Consider the following 17,472-nt stretch of genomic DNA (forward strand, 5'->3'; position numbering starts at 1 on the left):
GGCAGCGCTCCGAGTAGCGGCCGCCGGCCGTCAGGGCCGGGTGACCTGGATGGTGATCCCGTCACCGAGGTTGATGGTGGCGCCCGGGATGAGCTGCACGGCGATGCCGGGCTTGAGGTCCTCGGGCTGGAGGCCCGGCTGGACCAGGACGGTGCCGTTGGTCGAGCCCATGTCGGTGACCACGGCGCTGCCGTGGTCGGCGCCGGTGCCGGGACGCACCTCGATGTGCGTCGAGGAGATCTCGTGCAGGCGGCTCGGCACCGCGACCAGCATCGGCTGCTCGGTCGAGGTGAACCGTCGCGCCTCGGGGGCCCGGCCGATGAGCACGGCGCGGTCGACGACGACGGTCTGGCCGTCGGAGATCAGCAGCTTCGCGACCGGCGGGGTCACCGCCGGCGCCTGCGGCTGGCCGGGGATGCCGGACGCCGGGGCCTCGGCCTCGCGGCTGATCCCGGAGAGCGTGTTGCCGTCGTGGTCGGGGTCGAAGGGGGACGCCTCGCGCTGCGGAGCCGGCGGCGTGCCGCCGACGGGCTCCCAGGAACCGATGCCCAGCGGCGGCTCGGGGGTCTCGGGGGCCTCGGGGGTCGGTGCCGGGACCGACGGCGGCGGGGGCGGCACCCAGCCGGCCGGGGCGACCTCGGTCTCGCCGCCCATCGGCGGCAGCGGCGGCGGCGGGACGGACGGGCCCGCGTCGCTGCCCGCGTCCGTGCCCGCATCGGACCCGGCGGCGGCGCCGGCGTCATCGTCGGCGGCGGGCGAGGAGTCCCACGGGGTGACCCAGCCGTCGGGCGCCGGGCCCGGCGGCGCGGGCGGGATCGGGTCGCTCAGCGGGTCACCCATCGGCGCGGGGTCCTGGACGGCCTCGAGCACCTCGGTGGCCGTGCCGTCGTCGTCGGTGGCCGGCACCGGCTCCTCGAGGTCCGGCTCGCCCAGCGGGTCCCGGGCGGGTTCGTCCGCGGCCTTGACCAGCGGGTCGGCGGCGAGCGGGTCGCCGGCGAGCGGGTCGCCCGCCATCGGCTCGGCGGCCGGCTCCTCCGCCACGGGTACGACGACCGGCGCGTCCAGCTGTCCGGACGGCTCCTCGGCGGCGGGCTCGGCAGGCTCGACCGCCGGGGCCGGCGCGGCCGACGTCGGGGCGGCGACGGCCGGGCGGTCGACGCGGCTGACCCGGACCAGGCCGGTCACGATCGGGAGGTCGTTCTCGGCGACGTCCTCACCCTCGACGGGCAGGGTCACCGACAGGGCGGTGACGTGGTCGACCGAGCGCTCGACCCAGGTGTGGCTGGCGGCTCCGTCGAGCTCGACCGTCTCGCCGTCGGTGGCGAGGGTGGCGGTGACGCCCTGGCCGCGCAGCAGGACCCGGGTCGGGCCGTCGTCGGAGCTGATCAGGACGAAGCCCGGGATCCGGCTCAGGCCGGAGGCCAGCAGGCCGTCGAGCACCTCGTCGAACCCGGCTCCACCGTCGACGAGGGCCCACAACGAGACGACCTGGTCCTTCTGCGACGTGGGCAGGAGGACGGTCGCGTTCGCACCGAACACGGCGAACCAGTCGCCGGGACGGTAGGACCAGGCGCCGCTCGCGCCGGTGGCGGTCTCGCTCATGGGAGGGCTCCCAACTTCTGCTCCAGGCTCAGCCGCTGCGCGTCCGCGTCGTACGGCTCCGTGCGGACCAATCCCACCACATCGACCACGACGGCCGTTGCGTTGTCGTGACCACCGGCGGCGACCGCTGCCGCGACGACCTGCTCTGCCGCGTCACGCGGGTCGTCGCAGGAGGCGAGGATGGCGGCGATCCGGTCGTCGTCGATCATCCCGCTCACGCCGTCCGAGCACAGCAGCAACCGCTCGGCGGCGACGAGGGGCAGCAGGAAGTAGTCGGCCTCGCCGCTCACGCCGCCGGGCAGGCCGGCGCCGCCGAGGGCGCGGGTGATGACGTTGCGGCTCGGGTGCACGGCCGCGTCGTCACGGGTGATCTGGCCGGTGTCGACGAGCTCCTGCACGAGGCTGTGGTCGACCGAGACCTGCTCGAGCTCGCCGTCGGTGAACCGGTAGGCGCGGGAGTCGCCGACGTTGGCCAGCAACCACACCGGGCCGGAGGCGGAGTCGACGAGGAGGGCGACGACGGCGGTGGTGCCGGCGGAGAAGTCGGCGGCGGCGCCGCCGGCGCGCTGCTCGGCGTCGAAGGCGAGGATCCGCTCCTGGACGGCCTCGAGCGTCGCCGCGACGGCCTCGGCACCGCGCTCGGCGTCGTAGCCGTCGCTGGCCAGGCGGGCGAACTCCTCGACCACGATCGCGCTGGCGACGTCGCCGCGGTCGTGCCCGCCCATGCCGTCGGCCACGACGAAGACGGGCGGGTCGGCGAGCCAGGCGTCCTCGTTGGCCTTGCGGACCCGGCCGACGTCGGTGGCGGCGCCGTGCTGCAGCTCGACGTGCTGCACCTCGGAGCGTCGTGGCGCGCTCATGCGGGGACAGCCGCCGTCGCTGCCGGGGCGCTCGGTAGTTTGGCCCCCGTGGGAGAGGAGCGGAGCGGGCACAGGTCGCTGGCCGACCAGCTGCGGTCGTGGCCCGACGAGCGCCTGGTCCGGCTGCTCACGGATCGTCCCGACCTCGCCACCCCTGCCCCTCACGACTTCAGCCAGCTCGCGTCGCGCGCCGCGGTCAGGAACTCGATCGCACGCGCACTCGACAACCTCACCCGAGGCGAGCTCTTCGTGCTTGATGCCCTCGTCGTCGCGGGCCAAACCACCGAGATCGAGCTGGTGGAGATCGTCCACGCCGACCCCGGCTTCACCGTCGCGACGGTACGACGACTGGTGGACCTCGCCCTGGCCTGGGAGTCGCCGGAGGGACTGCGCCCGCTGAGCGTCGTGGCGGACGCGCTGGTCGGCGGTCCGGACGCCGGCGTGAGCGGTTTGCGCCCCCGCTCGGCCGACCCACGCCCGACCGAGGAGCTGCTCGCCGTCGTCGAGTCGCTGCCGGGGCCGGCCCGCGCGCTGCTCGACCACGTCGTCGACAACGGCAGCACCGCGAAGGCCGGCTCGGCGCGGATCGGGCTGCGCCCGGAGGACGCCGAGACACCCGCCGAGCTGCTCATCGCGCACCGGCTGCTCGTGCCGGCCGGCTCGCTGCAGCCCGGCCTGCTCGCGGTGCCGGGAGAGGTCGGGCTGGCCCTGCGCGGCGGCCGGACCACGACCACGCCGGTCGACGTGCCCCCGCCGGTCGCGTCCGAGCCGCGCTCCCCGCGCCTGTCGGCCAGCGCGGCGGTCGGCGCCGCGACCGACGTCGTGCGGCGCACCACGACCCTGCTCGAGTGGTGGGGTCACCGCCCCGCGGCCGCCCTGCGCACCACCGGGCTCGGCGTGCGCGAGCTGCGCGCCGCGGCCGCGCACCTGCAGGTCGCCGAGCCGGAGGCGGCGCTGGTCGTCGAGGTCGCGGCCGAGGCCGGCCTGCTCGGCAGCCGCGCCGACGCCGACGGCAACCAGGTGTGGGTGCCGACCGACGAGTTCGACCGCTGGCGCGACCTGCCGCCCGCCGAGCAGTGGACCGTGCTGGCGCAGGCGTGGCTGGCCAGCCCGCGACTGCCGTCGCTGGTCGGCGAGCGCGGACCGGACCAGAAGCCGTGGAACGCGCTCACCCCCGAGCTGGCCGCCCACGGCATGCCGGAGGCCAAGCAGATGGTGCTCGCCACCCTCGCCGGCCTCCCCGAGGGCGAGGGCCTGGCGTCCGGCACCGGGCTGCCGTCCCTGGTCGACCGGGTCGCCTGGGACCGGCCGCGGCGCCCGCGCACCCGGCCCGACCTGGTCGCGTGGGCCGTCGCCGAGGCGGCGGTGCTCGGCCTGACCGGCGCGGACGTGCTCGCGCCGTACGCCCGGGCGCTGGTCGCCGGCGACGACCCGACACCGGTGCTGGCCGCGCTGCTGCCGCCGCCCGTCGACCACGTGCTGCTCCAGGCCGACCTGACCGCCGTCGCGCCCGGGCCGCTCGAGCCGGACCTCGCGCGCCGGCTGCAGCAGGTCGCCGACGTCGAGTCCCACGGCGGCGCCACCGTCTACCGCTTCTCGGCCGACTCCGTGCGCCGGGCGCTCGACTCCGGGTGGACCACGGCCGAGGTGCACGCGTTCGTGCTCGCGGCCTCGCGCACCCCGGTCCCCCAGCCGCTGACCTACCTGGTCGAGGACGTGGCCCGCAGCTTCGGCCGGCTGCGCGTCGGCGCCGCGACGTCGTTCATCCGCTCCGACGACGAGGTCGCCCTCGCCGAGCTGGTCAACCACCCGCGGGCGGCCGGGCTCGGCCTGCAGCGCCTCGCGCCGACCGTCCTCATCTCGTCGCTGCCGCTGGACGTCCTCCTCCCTCGCCTGCGGGAGCTCGGGTCCGCGCCGGTGGTGGAGGGGCCGGACGGCACGGTGCGGGTCGGCGCCAGCGAGGGCCTGCGCGCCCGCACGCCCCGCACCCGCGACTCCGCGGAGCCCGGTCGCGTCGCCGCCCGGCAGGCCGCGCAGGTCGCGTCCGCGGTCCGCAGCGTCCGCGACGGCGACGCGGACGCACGCTCCCGCCCGGCGTCCGCGTCCGCCCCCGGCGGCGGGGTGCTCTCCGCGCTGCGCGACGCGATCGAGCGCCGCGGCGTCGTGGTCATCGGGTTCACCGACAACCAGGGCGTCATCGCCGAGCGGTCGGTGCTGCCCCTCTCCGTCGACGGCGGCCAGCTGGTCGCCCGCGACAGCGACGCCGACCCGGACGACCCGGACGCCGAGCGGCGCTACGCGGTCCACCGGATCAACCGCGTCCTGCCCGTCGGGGGCTGACCGGGCGGAACGTAGACTCGTTCGGTGACCGACGGACCCCTCATCGTGCAGTCCGACAAGTCCCTCCTGCTGGAGGTCGACCACGAGCAGGCCGCCGAGTGCCGCAAGGCGATCGCCCCCTTCGCCGAGCTCGAGCGGTCCCCCGAGCACATCCACACCTACCGGCTCACCCCGCTGGGGCTGTGGAACGCCCGCGCCGCCGGCCACGACGCCGAGCAGGTCGTCGACACCCTGCTCACCTGGTCGCGCTACCCCGTGCCGCACGCGCTGCTGGTCGACGTCGCGGAGACGATGTCGCGCTACGGGCGGCTGCGCCTGGAGAAGCACCCCACCCACGGCCTGGTCCTCTCGACCACCGACCGACCGGTGCTGGAGGAGGTGCTGCGCGCGAAGAAGGTCGCCGGCATGCTCGGTGCCCGCATCGACGACGACACGGTCGCCGTGCACCCCTCCGAGCGCGGCAACCTCAAGCAGGCCCTGCTGAAGATCGGCTGGCCGGCCGAGGACTACGCCGGGTACGTCGACGGCGAGGCCCACCCGATCGCGCTGGCCGAGGACGGCTGGTCCCTGCGTGCCTACCAGGCCGAGGCGGCCGAGTCCTTCTGGCACGGCGGCTCCGGGGTCGTGGTCCTGCCCTGCGGGGCGGGCAAGACGATCGTCGGGGCGGCCGCGATGGCCGAGGCGCAGGCGACGACGCTGATCCTGGTGACCAACACCGTCAGCGCCCGCCAGTGGAAGGACGAGCTGGTCCGTCGTACCTCCCTGACGGAGGAGGAGATCGGCGAGTACTCCGGCACCGTCAAGGAGGTCCGCCCGGTCACCATCGCGACCTACCAGGTCGTGACGACGAAGCGGAAGGGCGTCTACCCGCACCTCGAGCTCTTCGACGCCCGCGACTGGGGCCTCATCGTCTACGACGAGGTGCACCTGCTGCCCGCGCCGATCTTCCGGATGACCGCCGACCTGCAGGCGCGCCGCCGGCTCGGCCTGACCGCGACGCTGGTGCGCGAGGACGGACGCGAGGGCGACGTCTTCTCGCTCATCGGCCCGAAGCGGTACGACGCCCCGTGGAAGGACATCGAGGCGCAGGGCTGGATCGCGCCGGCCGACTGCATCGAGGTGCGGGTCTCGCTGCCCGACGCCTCGCGGATGGTCTACGCGACCTCCGACCCCGAGGAGCGCTACCGGCTCGCGGCCTGCACACCGGAGAAGGTGCGGGTCGTGCGCGACCTCGTCGACCGGCACGCCGGGCAGCCGACGCTGGTGATCGGGCAGTACCTCGAGCAGCTCGACGAGCTCGCCACGGCGCTCGGCGCCCCGGTCATCACCGGCCAGACGCCCGTCAAGGAGCGGCAGCGGCTCTTCGACGGCTTCCGCTCCGGCGAGATAGGCCTGCTGGTCGTCTCCAAGGTCGCGAACTTCTCCATCGACCTGCCCTCGGCCGAGGTCGCGATCCAGGTGTCCGGGTCGTTCGGCTCGCGGCAGGAGGAGGCCCAGCGCCTCGGCCGCCTGCTCCGCCCCGGCGACCCCGGCCCGGACGGCGAGCGCAAGGTCGCGCACTTCTACACGATCGTCTCCCGCGACACCGTCGACGCGGAGTTCGCCCAGAACCGCCAGCGCTTCCTCGCCGAGCAGGGCTACGCCTACCGGATCGTCGACGCCGAGGACATCACCTCCTGAGCGCGGGCCGCGCCGCGACCGGCGCCCCGGCGCGGTCCCCCGGGTGGGGGCCGGGGGCGGTGACGTCCACTAGCCTCCTGCGAGGGGCCGGCGGGACGAGGCCCGCCACACGACGCGGATCGGGGACGCAGTGAGCCAGGTGGATTCCAGCGGCGTGCCGCCGTCCGCCCACACCCCGGCGTACCAGACCGCCGACCTCACGACCTGCGACACCGAGCCGATCCACATCCCGGGGGCCATCCAGCCGCACGGCTGCCTGCTCGCCGTCGACCACGCCACCGGCCTGGTCGTCACCGCCTCGGAGAACGTGGCAGACCTGCTGGGCGTGAGCGCGGCCGACGCCCTCGGGCAGGACCTGCGCGCGCTGCTCGGGTCCGAGCTCACCGTCGAGGCCATGGCCCGCGCTGAGCAGGAGGGGCACGAGCCGCTCGTCGCGCAGGTGCGCCCGGCCCCGGCGGACCCGGACGGGCTGGGCAGCCTGCGCGGCCGCGAGGTCGACGTCGCGGTGCACCTGTCCGCCGACCGGGTCGTCGTCGAGCTCGAGCCGCTCGCCGACCGTCGGGGGCTCACCTACTCCTCGGCGCGCGCCGCGATGGCCCGCCTGGTCGCCGCCGGCACCGTCTCCGAGCTGGCCGCACGCCTGGCCGAGGAGGTCTGTGCCGTCACCGGCTTCGACCGGGTGATGGTCTACCGGTTCGACGCCGACTGGAACGGGGAGGTCATCGCGGAGGACCGGCGCGAGGACCTGAACCCGTTCCTCGGGCTGCACTACCCCGCCACCGACATCCCCGCGCAGGCGCGCCGCCTCTACACGACCAACTGGCTGCGGCTGATCGCCGACCTGGGCTACCGGCCGGTGCCGCTGCACCCCGTGCTGGACCCGGGGACCGGGCAGCCGCTGGACCTGTCCGGCTCCACCCTGCGCAGCGTGTCCCCGATCCACGTCGAGTACCTCACCAACATGGGCGTGACCGCCTCCATGTCGGTCTCGCTGGTCGTCGACGGCCAGCTGTGGGGCCTCATCGCGTGCCACCACTACTCGGGGCCGCACCGCCCGGACCACGAGGCCCGCGCCGCGGCCGAGTACCTCGGCCAGATCTCCTCCAGGATGATGGCCGAGCGCGAGCGCAGCGACGAGCGGGAGCGCGCCCTGGCCGGCCAGGAGGTGCTCAGCAAGGCCAACGCAGCGCTGCTCGGCGCGGGTGACCGGCTGCTCGAGGTCCTCGTGAGCGAGCCGGCCGTGCGCCAGCTCGTGGGTGCGCACGGCGTCGCGCTGTGCTTCGACGACCAGATCACCAGCGCCGGGAACGTGCCGCCACCGGAGACCTGCCGCCGGATCGCGGAGCTGGTCCGCCGCCCCGACGGCGAGGCGGCGGCGCACGACCACCTGGCCGACCTCGACCCGGACCTGGCCGGGCACGCCCGGCTGGCGGCCGGGGCCCTGGTGGTCGGCACCGCCGACGACCGCTGGCTCGCCTGGTTCCGCCCCGAGCAGGAGCAGGAGGTCAACTGGGGTGGCGACCCCAGCAACGCCAAGCTCTACGCCACCGAGGGGTCGGAGGTCCGGCTCTCCCCGCGCAAGTCCTTCGACAAGTGGCGCGAGGTCGTCCGCGGGCACAGCCTGCCGTGGTCCCCCTCCGACCTCGAGCTGGCCAACTCCCTGCGCCTGCAGGCGTCGACCCTGCTGCTGCACCGGTCACGGGAGCAGATCGCCGTCGCGGAGTCGTTGCAGCGCAGCGTCGTCACCGACCTCGTCGCCGAGCACCGGGGACTCGAGGTGGCCGCCACCTACCTGCCTGCCAGCGAGTACCAGCTGGGCGGTGACTGGTGGGACACCCTCGACCTCGACGACGGCCGGGTCGCGTTCGCCGTCGGTGACGTCGCGGGGCACGGCGTGGCCGCGGTCGCTGCGATGACGCAGATCCGCACGGCGCTGCGTGCGCACCTCTTCGCCGGCACCCCGGCCACCGCGAGCCTCGACCTGCTCGACCGCATGATGGCGACGCTGATGGGCGACCAGGTCGCCTCGGCGATCGTCGTCGTGGTCGATCCCGCGACCGGGGAGCTGGAGATCGTCAACGCCGGCCACCCCGCGCCCCTGCTGTACGGCGACGGGCCGGCCCGCGTGCTGGAGGGGGACCACCGAGCCCTGCTCGGCGTGGGCATGGGCGGCGCCGTCGCGACCACCGCGACCCTGGCGCCCGGGGCGACCCTGCTGCTGTTCACCGACGGCCTGATCGAGCGCCGCGGGCGCGACCTGGTCGAGAGCGTCGAGGACCTCCGCCGCTCGGGAGAGCCCGGTCCGCGTGCCGGCGGCACCGCCCCCTGGTCGTCCGCCCTGGTCGACTCCGTGCCGGGCAACCGCGACGACGACACGACCGTCGTCGCGATCCGCCGTACCTCCGGCTGAAGGCGCTCAGGCCCCGGACTCGTCCTCGGCGAACTGCTCGTGGTTGCGGATGACCTCGGCGATGATCACGTTGAGGATCTTCTCCGCGAAGTGCGGGTCGAGGCCGGAGCTCTCCGCCATCGACCGCAGCCGCGCGATCTGGACCGCCTCGCGGGCCGGGTCGGCGGGCGGCATGCCGGCGCGGGCCTTCAGCCGGCCGACCTGCTCGGTGCACTTGAACCGCTCGGCCAGCAGGTGCACGAGGGCGGCGTCGAGGTTGTCGATGCTCGACCGGAGTCGGTGGAGCTCGGCCCGGGCGTCGTCAGCACTCACGGGCTCCATCCTGCCCTACGATCCGGACCACCCCCCGCCGCCAACCGAAGACCGAGAGGGCGCCCCATGAGCGACCAGGTGATGTACACCCTCGAGCCGGACGAGCAGCCGACGCACTGGTACAACGTCGTCGCGGACCTGCCCGTCCCCCCGCCCCCGCCGCTGCACCCCGGCACCCGCGCGCCGGTCGGCCCCGACGACCTCGCGCCGCTCTTCCCGCCGGAGCTCATCGCCCAGGAGGTGAGCGCCGAGCGCTACGTCGAGATCCCCGAGCCGGTCCTCGACGTCTACCGGCAGTACCGCCCGAGCCCGCTCTACCGCGCCCGGCGCTGGGAGCAGCACCTCGGCACGTCCGCGCGGATCTACTACAAGTACGAGGGCGTCTCCCCCGCCGGCTCGCACAAGGTCAACACCGCGGTCCCGCAGGTCTACTACAACCAGCTCAACGGCATCACCCGGCTCACGACCGAGACCGGCGCCGGCCAGTGGGGCACCGCCCTGTCGTACGCCGCCGCGCTGTTCGGCGTCGAGTGCGAGGTGTGGCAGGTCGGGGCGTCGTACGACACCAAGCCGCAGCGGCGCACGCTGATCGAGGTCTTCGGGGGCACGGTGCACCGCTCCCCCAGCCGGCTCACCGAGGCCGGCAAGGCGTTCGCCGAGGACCACCCCGGCTCGCTCGGCATCGCGATCTCCGAGGCCGTCGAGGTCGCCGCGCAGGACCCGGGCGCGAAGTACGCGCTCGGCTCGGTGCTCAACCACGTGCTGCTGCACCAGACCGTGATCGGCGAGGAGGCACTGCGCCAGCTGGCCAAGGCCGGCGAGCCCGGCGCCGACCTCGTGGTCGGCTGCGCGGGCGGCGGCTCCAACTTCGCGGGCCTGTCGTTCCCGTTCCTGCGCGAGAAGCTGGCGGGCAACCAGGACCCGCGGATCCTCGCGGTGGAGCCGAGCTCGTGCCCGACGCTGACGCGCGGCGAGTACCGCTACGACTTCGGCGACACCGCCGGCCTGACACCCCTGATGAAGATGCACACGCTGGGCCACGACTTCGTCCCGTCGCCGATCCACGCCGGCGGCCTGCGCTACCACGGCATGGCGCCGCTGGTCTCGCACGCAGTCGAGCAGGGCTACATCGACGCCGTCGCGCTGCACCAGAACGAGTGCTTCGACGCCGCCGTCGAGTTCGCCCGCACCCAGGGCGTCGTCCCGGCGCCGGAGTCGTCGCACGCACTCGCACAGGTGCGTCGCGAGGCGCTCGCCGCCGCGGAGACCGGCGCCGAGCCGGTCATCGTCGTCGGCCTCTCCGGGCACGGGCTGCTCGAGCTGGGCGCCTACGCGACCTACCTGTCCGGGAACCTCGAGGACGACCCGCTCTCCGACGCGGCCCTCGCCGAGGCTCTGGCCAACGTCCCGGTGGTGTGAGGACCCGATGACCGTCGTCGTCCGCCCGGCCTCCGTCGCCGACGTGGACGCGGTCGTGGCGGTCGGCCACGCGACGTGGCCGGCCGCCTACACCGCCCTCGCCGGGGAGGAGTACGTCGAGCGCGGGCTGGCGGAGCTGTGGGCACCCGACGACGTCGCCCGCGCCGTCGAGGCCGGGATGGTGCTGGTCGCGGAGTCGGGCGGCGAGGTCACCGGCATGGTGATGTGCTCCGTCGCCGACGGCGTGCTCACGATCTGGAAGCTGTACGTCGTACCCACCCGGCAGCGGCGCGGCACCGGGTCCGCGCTGCTCGCCGCCGTCCTCGCGGGCCCCGGCGCACGGGCCCGCGAGGTGCGCCTGGCCTACATGGCCGGGCACGAGCAGGCCCGGCGGTTCTACGGGGGCCACGGGTTCGTCGAGACCCACCGCAGCCCCGACGAGCGGGGCGGTCCGGACGACGTGTGGATGCGCCTGGCGTTGCGTGGGTAGCGCCCGGGAAATGGCGTGTGCAACGCATTTCCCGGTCCCTAGCCTCGTCCGTCGGCCCGCACCCGGCGGGTCCTCGGCACCAGAAGGGCAACGACACAGGAACCATCGATGGAGAAGATCACCCCGAAGCTCCTCAGCTGGGCTTCGATCCTCGAGCAGGGCACCCGCGACCAGGCGGTGACGACGGCCAGCATGCCGTTCATCCACCCGCACCTCGCGCTGATGCCCGACGCCCACCTGGGCCTGGGCGCGACGGTGGGGTCGGTCATCCCGACCCTCGGCGCGATCATCCCGGCCGCGGTCGGCGTCGACATCGGCTGCGGCATGATCGCGGTGCGCACCCAGCTCACCCTGCCCGAGCTGCCGGCCGACCGGCGGCCGCTGCGCGAGGCCATCGAGCGGGCCGTCCCGCTCTCCGCCGGCGCCGCGAACCGGAAGGTCTCCCGCGAGCACACCGAGCACCGGCTCGAGGAGCTCACGGCGGCCGCGGAGCAGGCCGGCTTCGAGCCCGGCCGCTACGCGAAGACGTGGGAGCTGCAGCTGGGGACGCTCGGGTCGGGCAACCACTTCATCGAGGTCACCGTCGACGAGGAGCAGCGGGTGTGGCTGTTCCTGCACTCCGGCTCGCGGGGCGTGGGCAACAAGATCGCGCAGAAGCACATCAAGGTCGCCCGCGACCTGTGCGAGAAGTGGTGGATCGACCTGCCCGACAAGGACCTCGCCTACCTCTCGGAGGGCACCGACGAGTTCTGGGCCTACATCCGCGAGATGCGGTGGGCGCAGCGCTACGCCCTGCTCAACCGCGAGGAGATGATGGACCGGGTGGTCCGCCAGTTCGCGGAGTGGGTCGGCCTCGGCTCGGCCGACGAGGTGGAGCGGACCGAGGAGGTCAACTGCCACCACAACTACACCGAGCAGGAGCACCACTTCGGCAAGGACGTGTGGCTCTCCCGCAAGGGCGCGATCAACGCCGAGCGCGGCCGGATGGGACTCATCCCGGGCTCGATGGGGACGGCGTCGTACGTCGTCAGCGGGCTGGGCAACCCGGTGGCGCTCAACTCGGCACCGCACGGCGCCGGGCGGGAGTACTCCCGGTCGAGGGCACGGCGCACCTTCACCCGGGAGCAGCTGCGGGAGGCGATGACCGGCATCGAGTACCGCGACACCGACGCGTTCATCGACGAGATCCCGGCGGCGTACAAGGACATCGACCAGGTCATGGCCGACGCCGCCGACCTGGTCGAGGTCCGGCACACGCTGCGCCAGATCGTGAACGTCAAGGGCGACTGATCGGTGGTCGGGACCCCTCGGTGACAGCGGCTGGGGCGGTCGGTTTGAATGTCCGGATGGAGGACGACCATCCCGACCTGCCCTGGCCGCTGACCGGCGCGGACTCCCTGCGCGACGAGGTCCTCGCGGCCTACGCCGACCCTGCCCGCGGGCACCACGGCGTCGACCACCTGCGCGAGGTGCTGCGTCGCCTCGACGAGCTGGAGGAGGCCGGGGCCCGCTACGACCGGGTGCCGGTGCAGCTGGCTGCGTGGTTCCACGACGCCGTCTACGACGGCGAGCGGGACGCCGAGGAGCGCTCGGCCGTGTGGGCCGAGCACGCGCTCGCGCCGCTCGTGGACGAGGCGACCGTCGCCGAGGTGACCCGGCTGGTGCGGCTCACCGAGCACCACCGGCCCGAGCCGGAGGACGGGAACGGGTGCGCACTGTCCGACGCCGACCTCGCGATCCTGGCCTCGGGCGCGCAGCGCTACGACCAGTACGTCGCAGCGGTCCGCAAGGAGTACGCGCACCTGCCCGACGAGGTGTTCGCCGCCGGCCGCGGCGACGTCCTGCGCCAGCTCGCCGCCAAGCCACGGCTCTTCCACACCGCGCACGGCCTGGCCACCTGGGAGGAGCCCGCCCGGGCGAACCTCGCGCGGGAGCTGGAGAAGCTGCCGCCCGCGGAGGCGGACTGACCCGGACGACGACCGTCGCGGCATGCTCCGACCGGGCACCGGCGGGGTTGGCCGGGTGCGCACAATGGGGCGTGTGGACGACAGCGTGATCTTCGTGGCGCGGGCCCAGGTGCTGGCCGACCTGGCCGCCCGGGGGCTCGACACACCGGCGTCCGTGAGCCTGCTCGACGAGGCCTGCTCGGAGCGGCGCTGGTGGCTCGAGCAGTGGGCCGAGGGTGCGCCCTACATCGCCGGGCTGATCGCCCAGGACCTGCAGGACGCGCTCGCCGACGAGTTCGGCCGCGACCAGCGCGACGGGCTGTGGCCGGTGTGCTCGCGCTGCGCCGAGGGGCCGGTGCACGCGCTGCACGTCGACCCCGACCTCGGCGGGCCGGACCCGCGCTGGGTGTGCGAGGAGACCGGCGAGGCGGTCGCGCCGCTGGGCGGGCTCGCCGGCACCTGAGCCCGCCTCCGAGTGGCACCCGGGCGGCTGGATCCCGGTCAGGCTCGCAGCTGCAGGTGCAGCGTGTAGGCGTCCCCGCGCAGCACCGAGCGGGTCATCTCGACCACCGTCTCCTCGCGCATCGCCCGGCGGGTGAAGCGGAGCACCGCGCTGCCCGGTGGGACCTCGAGCAGCGCGGCCTCACGACCCGTGGCGACGCCGGCCGCGACCGAGTCGTCGCACCAGGTCGGGCGGGAACCGCGAGCCTCCAGGGCGTCGTACAGGCTGGTGGGGAGGTGGTCCAGCAGGTCGCCGGCGACCACAGCCGGCAGCCACGTCTCCGACCACCCGAACGGGCGGCCCTCGGCGACCCGCAGGCGCACCCAGTGCACCATCGCGTCGCCGGGCTGCACCCGGAACGCCGCGGCCATCTCGGGCTCGGCCGGCTCTGCGCCGGCGGCCAGGGTCCGGGTCTCGAGCACCGTGCCGCGCCGGGCGAGGTCCTCGGTCAGCCCGCGCACCCCCGTGGGGGTGCGGCGCGGCACGGCGACGAACGTCCCGCGACCCGGGTGGCGCTCGAGCACGCCCTCCCCCACCAGCGCGTCGAGTGCCTGCCGCACGGTCATCCGGGCGACGCCGAACTGGTCGACGAGCTCGCGCTCGGAGGGCGCCGGCGTGCCCGGCGGGCGGTCGGCGACGAGGCCGCGCACGTACTCGCGGATCGCCACGTGCTTGAGCGACCGCCGTGCCGTACGTCCCTCGGGAGCCACCTCATCAGGCTAGGTAGGCGCACCCGTACCGTCCGCCGAACCCGGAATCCTTTGCCCGGTTCGCTACCTCATTTCCGAGGGAGGACGCGCACCGCGCGTCGTGCGAACACCTGTTCGAACGACGGCGTACGCTGGGTGGCATGTCGGTGGACTTCCAGAGCACCCTCTTCGACAGCCCGGCCAGCCACCCGCCGGCCGTCCCGGAGCGGCGCGTCCTGAGTGGCGGCGCCTGGGTCGACGTGGCCCGCAACTGGCTGCCGGACGCCGACGACGTCTTCGCCACGCTGGTGCGCGACGTGCCCTGGCGGGCGGAGCGACGGGCGATGTACGACCGCGTCGTCGACGTGCCGCGGCTCGTCTACACCTACATGATCGGCGAGGAGCTGCCCCACCCACGGCTCACCGCCGCCCGGGAGGACCTCAGCGCCCACTACGCCGGCGAGCTCGGCGAGCCCTTCCGCACCGCCGGCTGCTGCTACTACCGCGACGGCCGCGACAGTGTGGCCTGGCACGGCGACACCATCGGTCGCGGCTCGACCCACGACACGATGGTCGCGATCGTCTCCCTCGGCGACCCGCGCCGGCTGCACCTGCGCCCGCGTGACCCCGAGCGCCGCGAGGAGTCCTTCGCCGTCGAGATGGGCCACGGCGACCTCGTCGTCATGGGCGGCTCCTGCCAGCGGACCTGGGAGCACGCCGTGCCGAAGGTCGCCTCGGCCGGCCCGCGGATCTCGGTGCAGTTCCGCCCGCTCAACGTCTTCTGACCGCCACCCGGGCCGGAGACCGGGGTTCAGTGGTCGGCCGCCGCGACCTCCGCGTCGGAGCGCAGGATGCAGAACTCGTTGCCCTCCGGATCGGCCAGGACCACCCAGCCGGAGCCGGGCCCGTGGATGCCGCGATGGTCGGCGACCTGCGTGGCGCCGTACCCGAGCAGCCACTCGACCTCCTCGTCGCGGGTGCGCTCGCGCGGGCGGAGGTCGAGGTGCACGCGGTTCTTGACCGACTTCGCGTCGGGGACCTCGATGAAGAGCAGCTGGTGGCCGGTCTGCGGGTCGCGGACCATGCACTCCTCGTGGCCGGGGAGGTTGGGGTCCCCGTCGATGTCGACGTACCCGAGCACCGGCTTCCACCACTCGGAGAGCTCGTAGGCGTTCGCGCAGTCGATCGCGGTGTGCGAGATGTAGGACGTCACGGACCCACCCTCCCGAGCGGGCCCGCGGGCCACAACCGGTTATCAGGGTGTCGGCGGCGGGGTCGCCGGCGGCGGCGTGCTCGGGGCGGGACCCGGGTCGACCGTCTGCGTGACGGTCTCGGTGACGGTCGCGGTCGGCGACGGCGTGCCCGTCGAGCCCGAGGGGCCCGGCGTGGGGCCCGACGTCGAGTCCGTCGGCGCGCCGGTCGGGGTCGGGGTGTCGCCGGGTGCCGGGGTCGTCCCGTCGTCAGCGGGCCGGTCGGGCCGCGGCTTGCTCGGCTTGTCGTCCTTCCGCTTCTCGCGGTCGACGACGCCGGTGATCGAGGTGCGGTCCGTGCCGTCGGTGCCCCCGGTGATGCTGGAGACGCTCCGCCCCGCGATCAGCTCGACGACGCTGATGACGACCACCGCGACCAGGAAGACGACGACCGCTGCCACGGCGATGCGGCGCCACGGCAGCCCGGACCAGCGCGAGTGCTCCCCACCCGCGTCGTCCATCACCGACTCCTCCGCGGCCTCGTCGAGATGCCTCGTGTCGTGGTGCCCGTCGACCTCGTCGCTCTCGGCGTGCCGGCGCGCTCGCGCGGCGTCCCGGGCGAGGGCGGCAGCCTGCAGCTCGGCGACGCGGCGGCGGCTGCGCTCGATGCCCTGCTTGTAGACCGCGCTGCTGACGGTGGCGATGACGCTGCCGAGCGCAGCTCCGATCAGCGTGCCGGCCGCGCCCAGGGTGGAGAGCAGCACGGCGACGGTGACCGCCGCGCCGGCACCGGCCGCGGTGGCCTGCCAGTCGACGACGGGCGTACGCCGTTCCTCCCTCTCCTCGGCCACGTCCGCTCCGTCAGTCGGTGCCGTTGGCCTCGATGAAGGCGAGGATCTTCTCCGACAGCTCCGGACGGCACACGATCACGTCGGGCAGGTAGACGTCGGCCTGGTTGTAGACCAGCTCGCTGCCGTCGACCCGCGAGGTGAACAGGCCGGCGGCCCGGGCGACCGCGACCGGGGCGGCGGAGTCCCACTCGTACTGCCCGCCCGCGTGGACGTAGGCGTCGGCGACGTCGCGCACGACGGACATCATCTTCACGCCGGCCGAGCCCATGGGCACCAGCTCGGCGTCCAGCTCGGCAGCGAGCGCCTCGACGAAGGCCGGCGGCCGGGTGCGCGACACGGCGATGCGCGGCCGCGTGGAGGTGCGCGGCGGCACGACGGGCGGCTGCCCGGTGTTGAAGGTCTCGCCGAGCGCGGGCTGCGCGACGGCGCCGGCGACCAGCTGGCCGTCCTGCCAGAGGGCGACGTGCACGGCCCAGTCGTCGCGCGGCGGCTCGGAGAACTCGCGGGTGCCGTCGAGCGGGTCGACGATCCACACCTTCGACGCAGTCAGCCGCGCGTCCTTGTCCTCGGCGCTCTCCAGCGCCTCCTCCGACAGCACCGCGTCGTCGGGGCGGTGCGCCGCGAGCAGCTCCATCAGCAGCTCGTGCGCGGCACGGTCGCCGGCGTCCTTGAGCTCCTTGCCCTCCAGTCCCTCACCCCGCACCTCGAGCAGGCGCCGGCCGGCGGCCTCGGCCAGCCAGGCGGCGAAGAGGTGGTCGTCAGCAACGACCTCGGGAGCAGGGGTACCGGGCTCGAAAGTCACCCGCCCAGCGTAGCGAGGTCGCAACCACACCCCCGAGGCCGACCGGGGGTCACCGGCTCCGGCCCCGGGAGCCCGGCCCGCCCGCCGCCGCTGGTCGAGGTGCGAGGAGCGCCAGCGACGTGCCTCCCGCCGCTGGTTGAGGTGCGAGGCGCTCCAGCGCCGACCTTCCGCCGCTGGTTGAGGTGCGAGGCGCCCCAGCGCCGACCTTCCGCCGCTGGTTGAAGTGCGAGGCGCTCNGTGCGAGGCGCCCCAGCGCCGACCTTCCGCCGCTGGTTGAAGTGCGAGGCGCCCCAGCGCCGACCTCCCGCCGCTGGTTGAGGTGCGAGGCGCGCTAGCGCCGAGCCTCGAAACCAGTGGCCCCGGTGCACCGAGCCATGAT

At 74.6% G+C, this 17,472-nt stretch carries 16 protein-coding genes; 9 read left to right on the plus strand and 7 right to left on the minus strand.

The window, feature by feature from the left end:
• Positions 1-30: 30 nt before the first annotated feature.
• Positions 31-1,602, minus strand: coding sequence for a hypothetical protein (locus NOCJ54_RS0104930; protein WP_028654606.1), 1,572 nt, complete (start codon positions 1,600-1,602; stop codon positions 31-33).
• Positions 1,599-2,462, minus strand: coding sequence for a PP2C family protein-serine/threonine phosphatase (locus NOCJ54_RS0104935; RefSeq protein WP_036516912.1), 864 nt, complete (start codon positions 2,460-2,462; stop codon positions 1,599-1,601). The genes NOCJ54_RS0104930 and NOCJ54_RS0104935 overlap by 4 nt, the downstream gene beginning before the upstream one ends.
• A 48-nt stretch (positions 2,463-2,510) precedes the next feature.
• On the opposite strand from NOCJ54_RS0104935, the gene NOCJ54_RS0104940 reads away from it, so the two are divergent.
• The 3 genes from NOCJ54_RS0104940 to NOCJ54_RS0104950 all read left to right on the plus strand — a co-directional run bounded on the left by NOCJ54_RS0104940 (position 2,511) and on the right by NOCJ54_RS0104950 (position 8,892).
• Positions 2,511-4,802 carry a helicase-associated domain-containing protein gene (locus tag NOCJ54_RS0104940; protein WP_028654608.1) on the plus strand — a complete coding sequence of 764 codons (2,292 nt, stop codon included), beginning with the start codon at positions 2,511-2,513 and terminating at the stop codon, positions 4,800-4,802.
• 24 nt (positions 4,803-4,826) lie between these two features.
• Positions 4,827-6,482: a DNA repair helicase XPB gene (locus NOCJ54_RS0104945; RefSeq protein WP_028654609.1), complete on the plus strand. Its 1,656-nt coding sequence runs from the start codon at positions 4,827-4,829 to the stop codon at positions 6,480-6,482.
• A 130-nt stretch (positions 6,483-6,612) separates the two neighbouring features.
• On the plus strand, positions 6,613-8,892 hold the full coding sequence (locus NOCJ54_RS0104950; RefSeq protein ID WP_028654610.1) for a SpoIIE family protein phosphatase: 2,280 nt from the start codon (positions 6,613-6,615) through the stop codon (positions 8,890-8,892).
• Between the two features lie 6 nt (positions 8,893-8,898).
• On the opposite strand, the gene NOCJ54_RS0104955 is transcribed toward NOCJ54_RS0104950, so the two are convergent.
• Positions 8,899-9,213: a chorismate mutase gene (locus tag NOCJ54_RS0104955; RefSeq protein WP_036516914.1), complete on the minus strand. Its 315-nt coding sequence runs from the start codon at positions 9,211-9,213 to the stop codon at positions 8,899-8,901.
• A 57-nt stretch (positions 9,214-9,270) separates the two neighbouring features.
• On the opposite strand from NOCJ54_RS0104955, the gene NOCJ54_RS0104960 reads away from it, so the two are divergent.
• The 5 genes from NOCJ54_RS0104960 (at position 9,271) to NOCJ54_RS0104980 (ending at position 13,522) form a co-directional block, all read left to right on the plus strand.
• Complete coding sequence (locus NOCJ54_RS0104960; protein ID WP_028654612.1) at positions 9,271-10,623, plus strand: TrpB-like pyridoxal phosphate-dependent enzyme; 1,353 nt, start codon at positions 9,271-9,273, stop codon at positions 10,621-10,623.
• Positions 10,624-10,630: 7 nt separating this feature from the next.
• Positions 10,631-11,113 (plus strand): GNAT family N-acetyltransferase, encoded by a 483-nt coding sequence (locus NOCJ54_RS23895; RefSeq protein ID WP_051485484.1) that lies wholly within the window; start codon positions 10,631-10,633, stop codon positions 11,111-11,113.
• A 108-nt stretch (positions 11,114-11,221) separates the two neighbouring features.
• Positions 11,222-12,403 (plus strand): RtcB family protein, encoded by a 1,182-nt coding sequence (locus NOCJ54_RS0104970; RefSeq protein ID WP_028654613.1) that lies wholly within the window; start codon positions 11,222-11,224, stop codon positions 12,401-12,403.
• Between the two features lie 56 nt (positions 12,404-12,459).
• Positions 12,460-13,080 carry an HD domain-containing protein gene (locus NOCJ54_RS23900; protein ID WP_036516916.1) on the plus strand — a complete coding sequence of 207 codons (621 nt, stop codon included), beginning with the start codon at positions 12,460-12,462 and terminating at the stop codon, positions 13,078-13,080.
• Positions 13,081-13,144: 64 nt separating this feature from the next.
• Positions 13,145-13,522 carry a hypothetical protein gene (locus NOCJ54_RS0104980; protein ID WP_036516918.1) on the plus strand — a complete coding sequence of 126 codons (378 nt, stop codon included), beginning with the start codon at positions 13,145-13,147 and terminating at the stop codon, positions 13,520-13,522.
• A gap of 38 nt (positions 13,523-13,560) precedes the next feature.
• Here NOCJ54_RS0104980 and NOCJ54_RS0104985 read toward each other — a convergent pair whose 3' ends face one another.
• Positions 13,561-14,271 (minus strand): GntR family transcriptional regulator, encoded by a 711-nt coding sequence (locus tag NOCJ54_RS0104985; protein ID WP_028654615.1) that lies wholly within the window; start codon positions 14,269-14,271, stop codon positions 13,561-13,563.
• Between the two features lie 140 nt (positions 14,272-14,411).
• Between NOCJ54_RS0104985 and NOCJ54_RS0104990 the strand changes: the two genes are divergently transcribed.
• Positions 14,412-15,035, plus strand: coding sequence for an alpha-ketoglutarate-dependent dioxygenase AlkB (locus NOCJ54_RS0104990; RefSeq protein WP_028654616.1), 624 nt, complete (start codon positions 14,412-14,414; stop codon positions 15,033-15,035).
• 26 nt (positions 15,036-15,061) lie between these two features.
• On the opposite strand, the gene NOCJ54_RS0104995 is transcribed toward NOCJ54_RS0104990, so the two are convergent.
• Genes NOCJ54_RS0104995 through NOCJ54_RS0105005 form a run of 3 tightly spaced genes read right to left on the minus strand, consistent with a single transcriptional unit; the run spans position 15,062 to position 17,093 of the window.
• On the minus strand, positions 15,062-15,463 hold the full coding sequence (locus NOCJ54_RS0104995) for a VOC family protein (protein ID WP_028654617.1): 402 nt from the start codon (positions 15,461-15,463) through the stop codon (positions 15,062-15,064).
• Positions 15,464-15,505: 42 nt separating this feature from the next.
• Positions 15,506-16,291: a hypothetical protein gene (locus NOCJ54_RS29320; protein WP_028654618.1), complete on the minus strand. Its 786-nt coding sequence runs from the start codon at positions 16,289-16,291 to the stop codon at positions 15,506-15,508.
• Between the two features lie 10 nt (positions 16,292-16,301).
• A complete protein-coding gene (locus tag NOCJ54_RS0105005; RefSeq protein ID WP_051485485.1) occupies positions 16,302-17,093 on the minus strand; it encodes a 3'(2'),5'-bisphosphate nucleotidase CysQ in 792 nt (263 codons plus the stop codon).
• Between the last annotated feature and the right edge of the window lie 379 nt (positions 17,094-17,472).

The sequence above is a fragment of the Nocardioides sp. J54 genome, from assembly GCF_000519005.1.
Lineage (GTDB): Bacteria > Actinomycetota > Actinomycetes > Propionibacteriales > Nocardioidaceae > Nocardioides.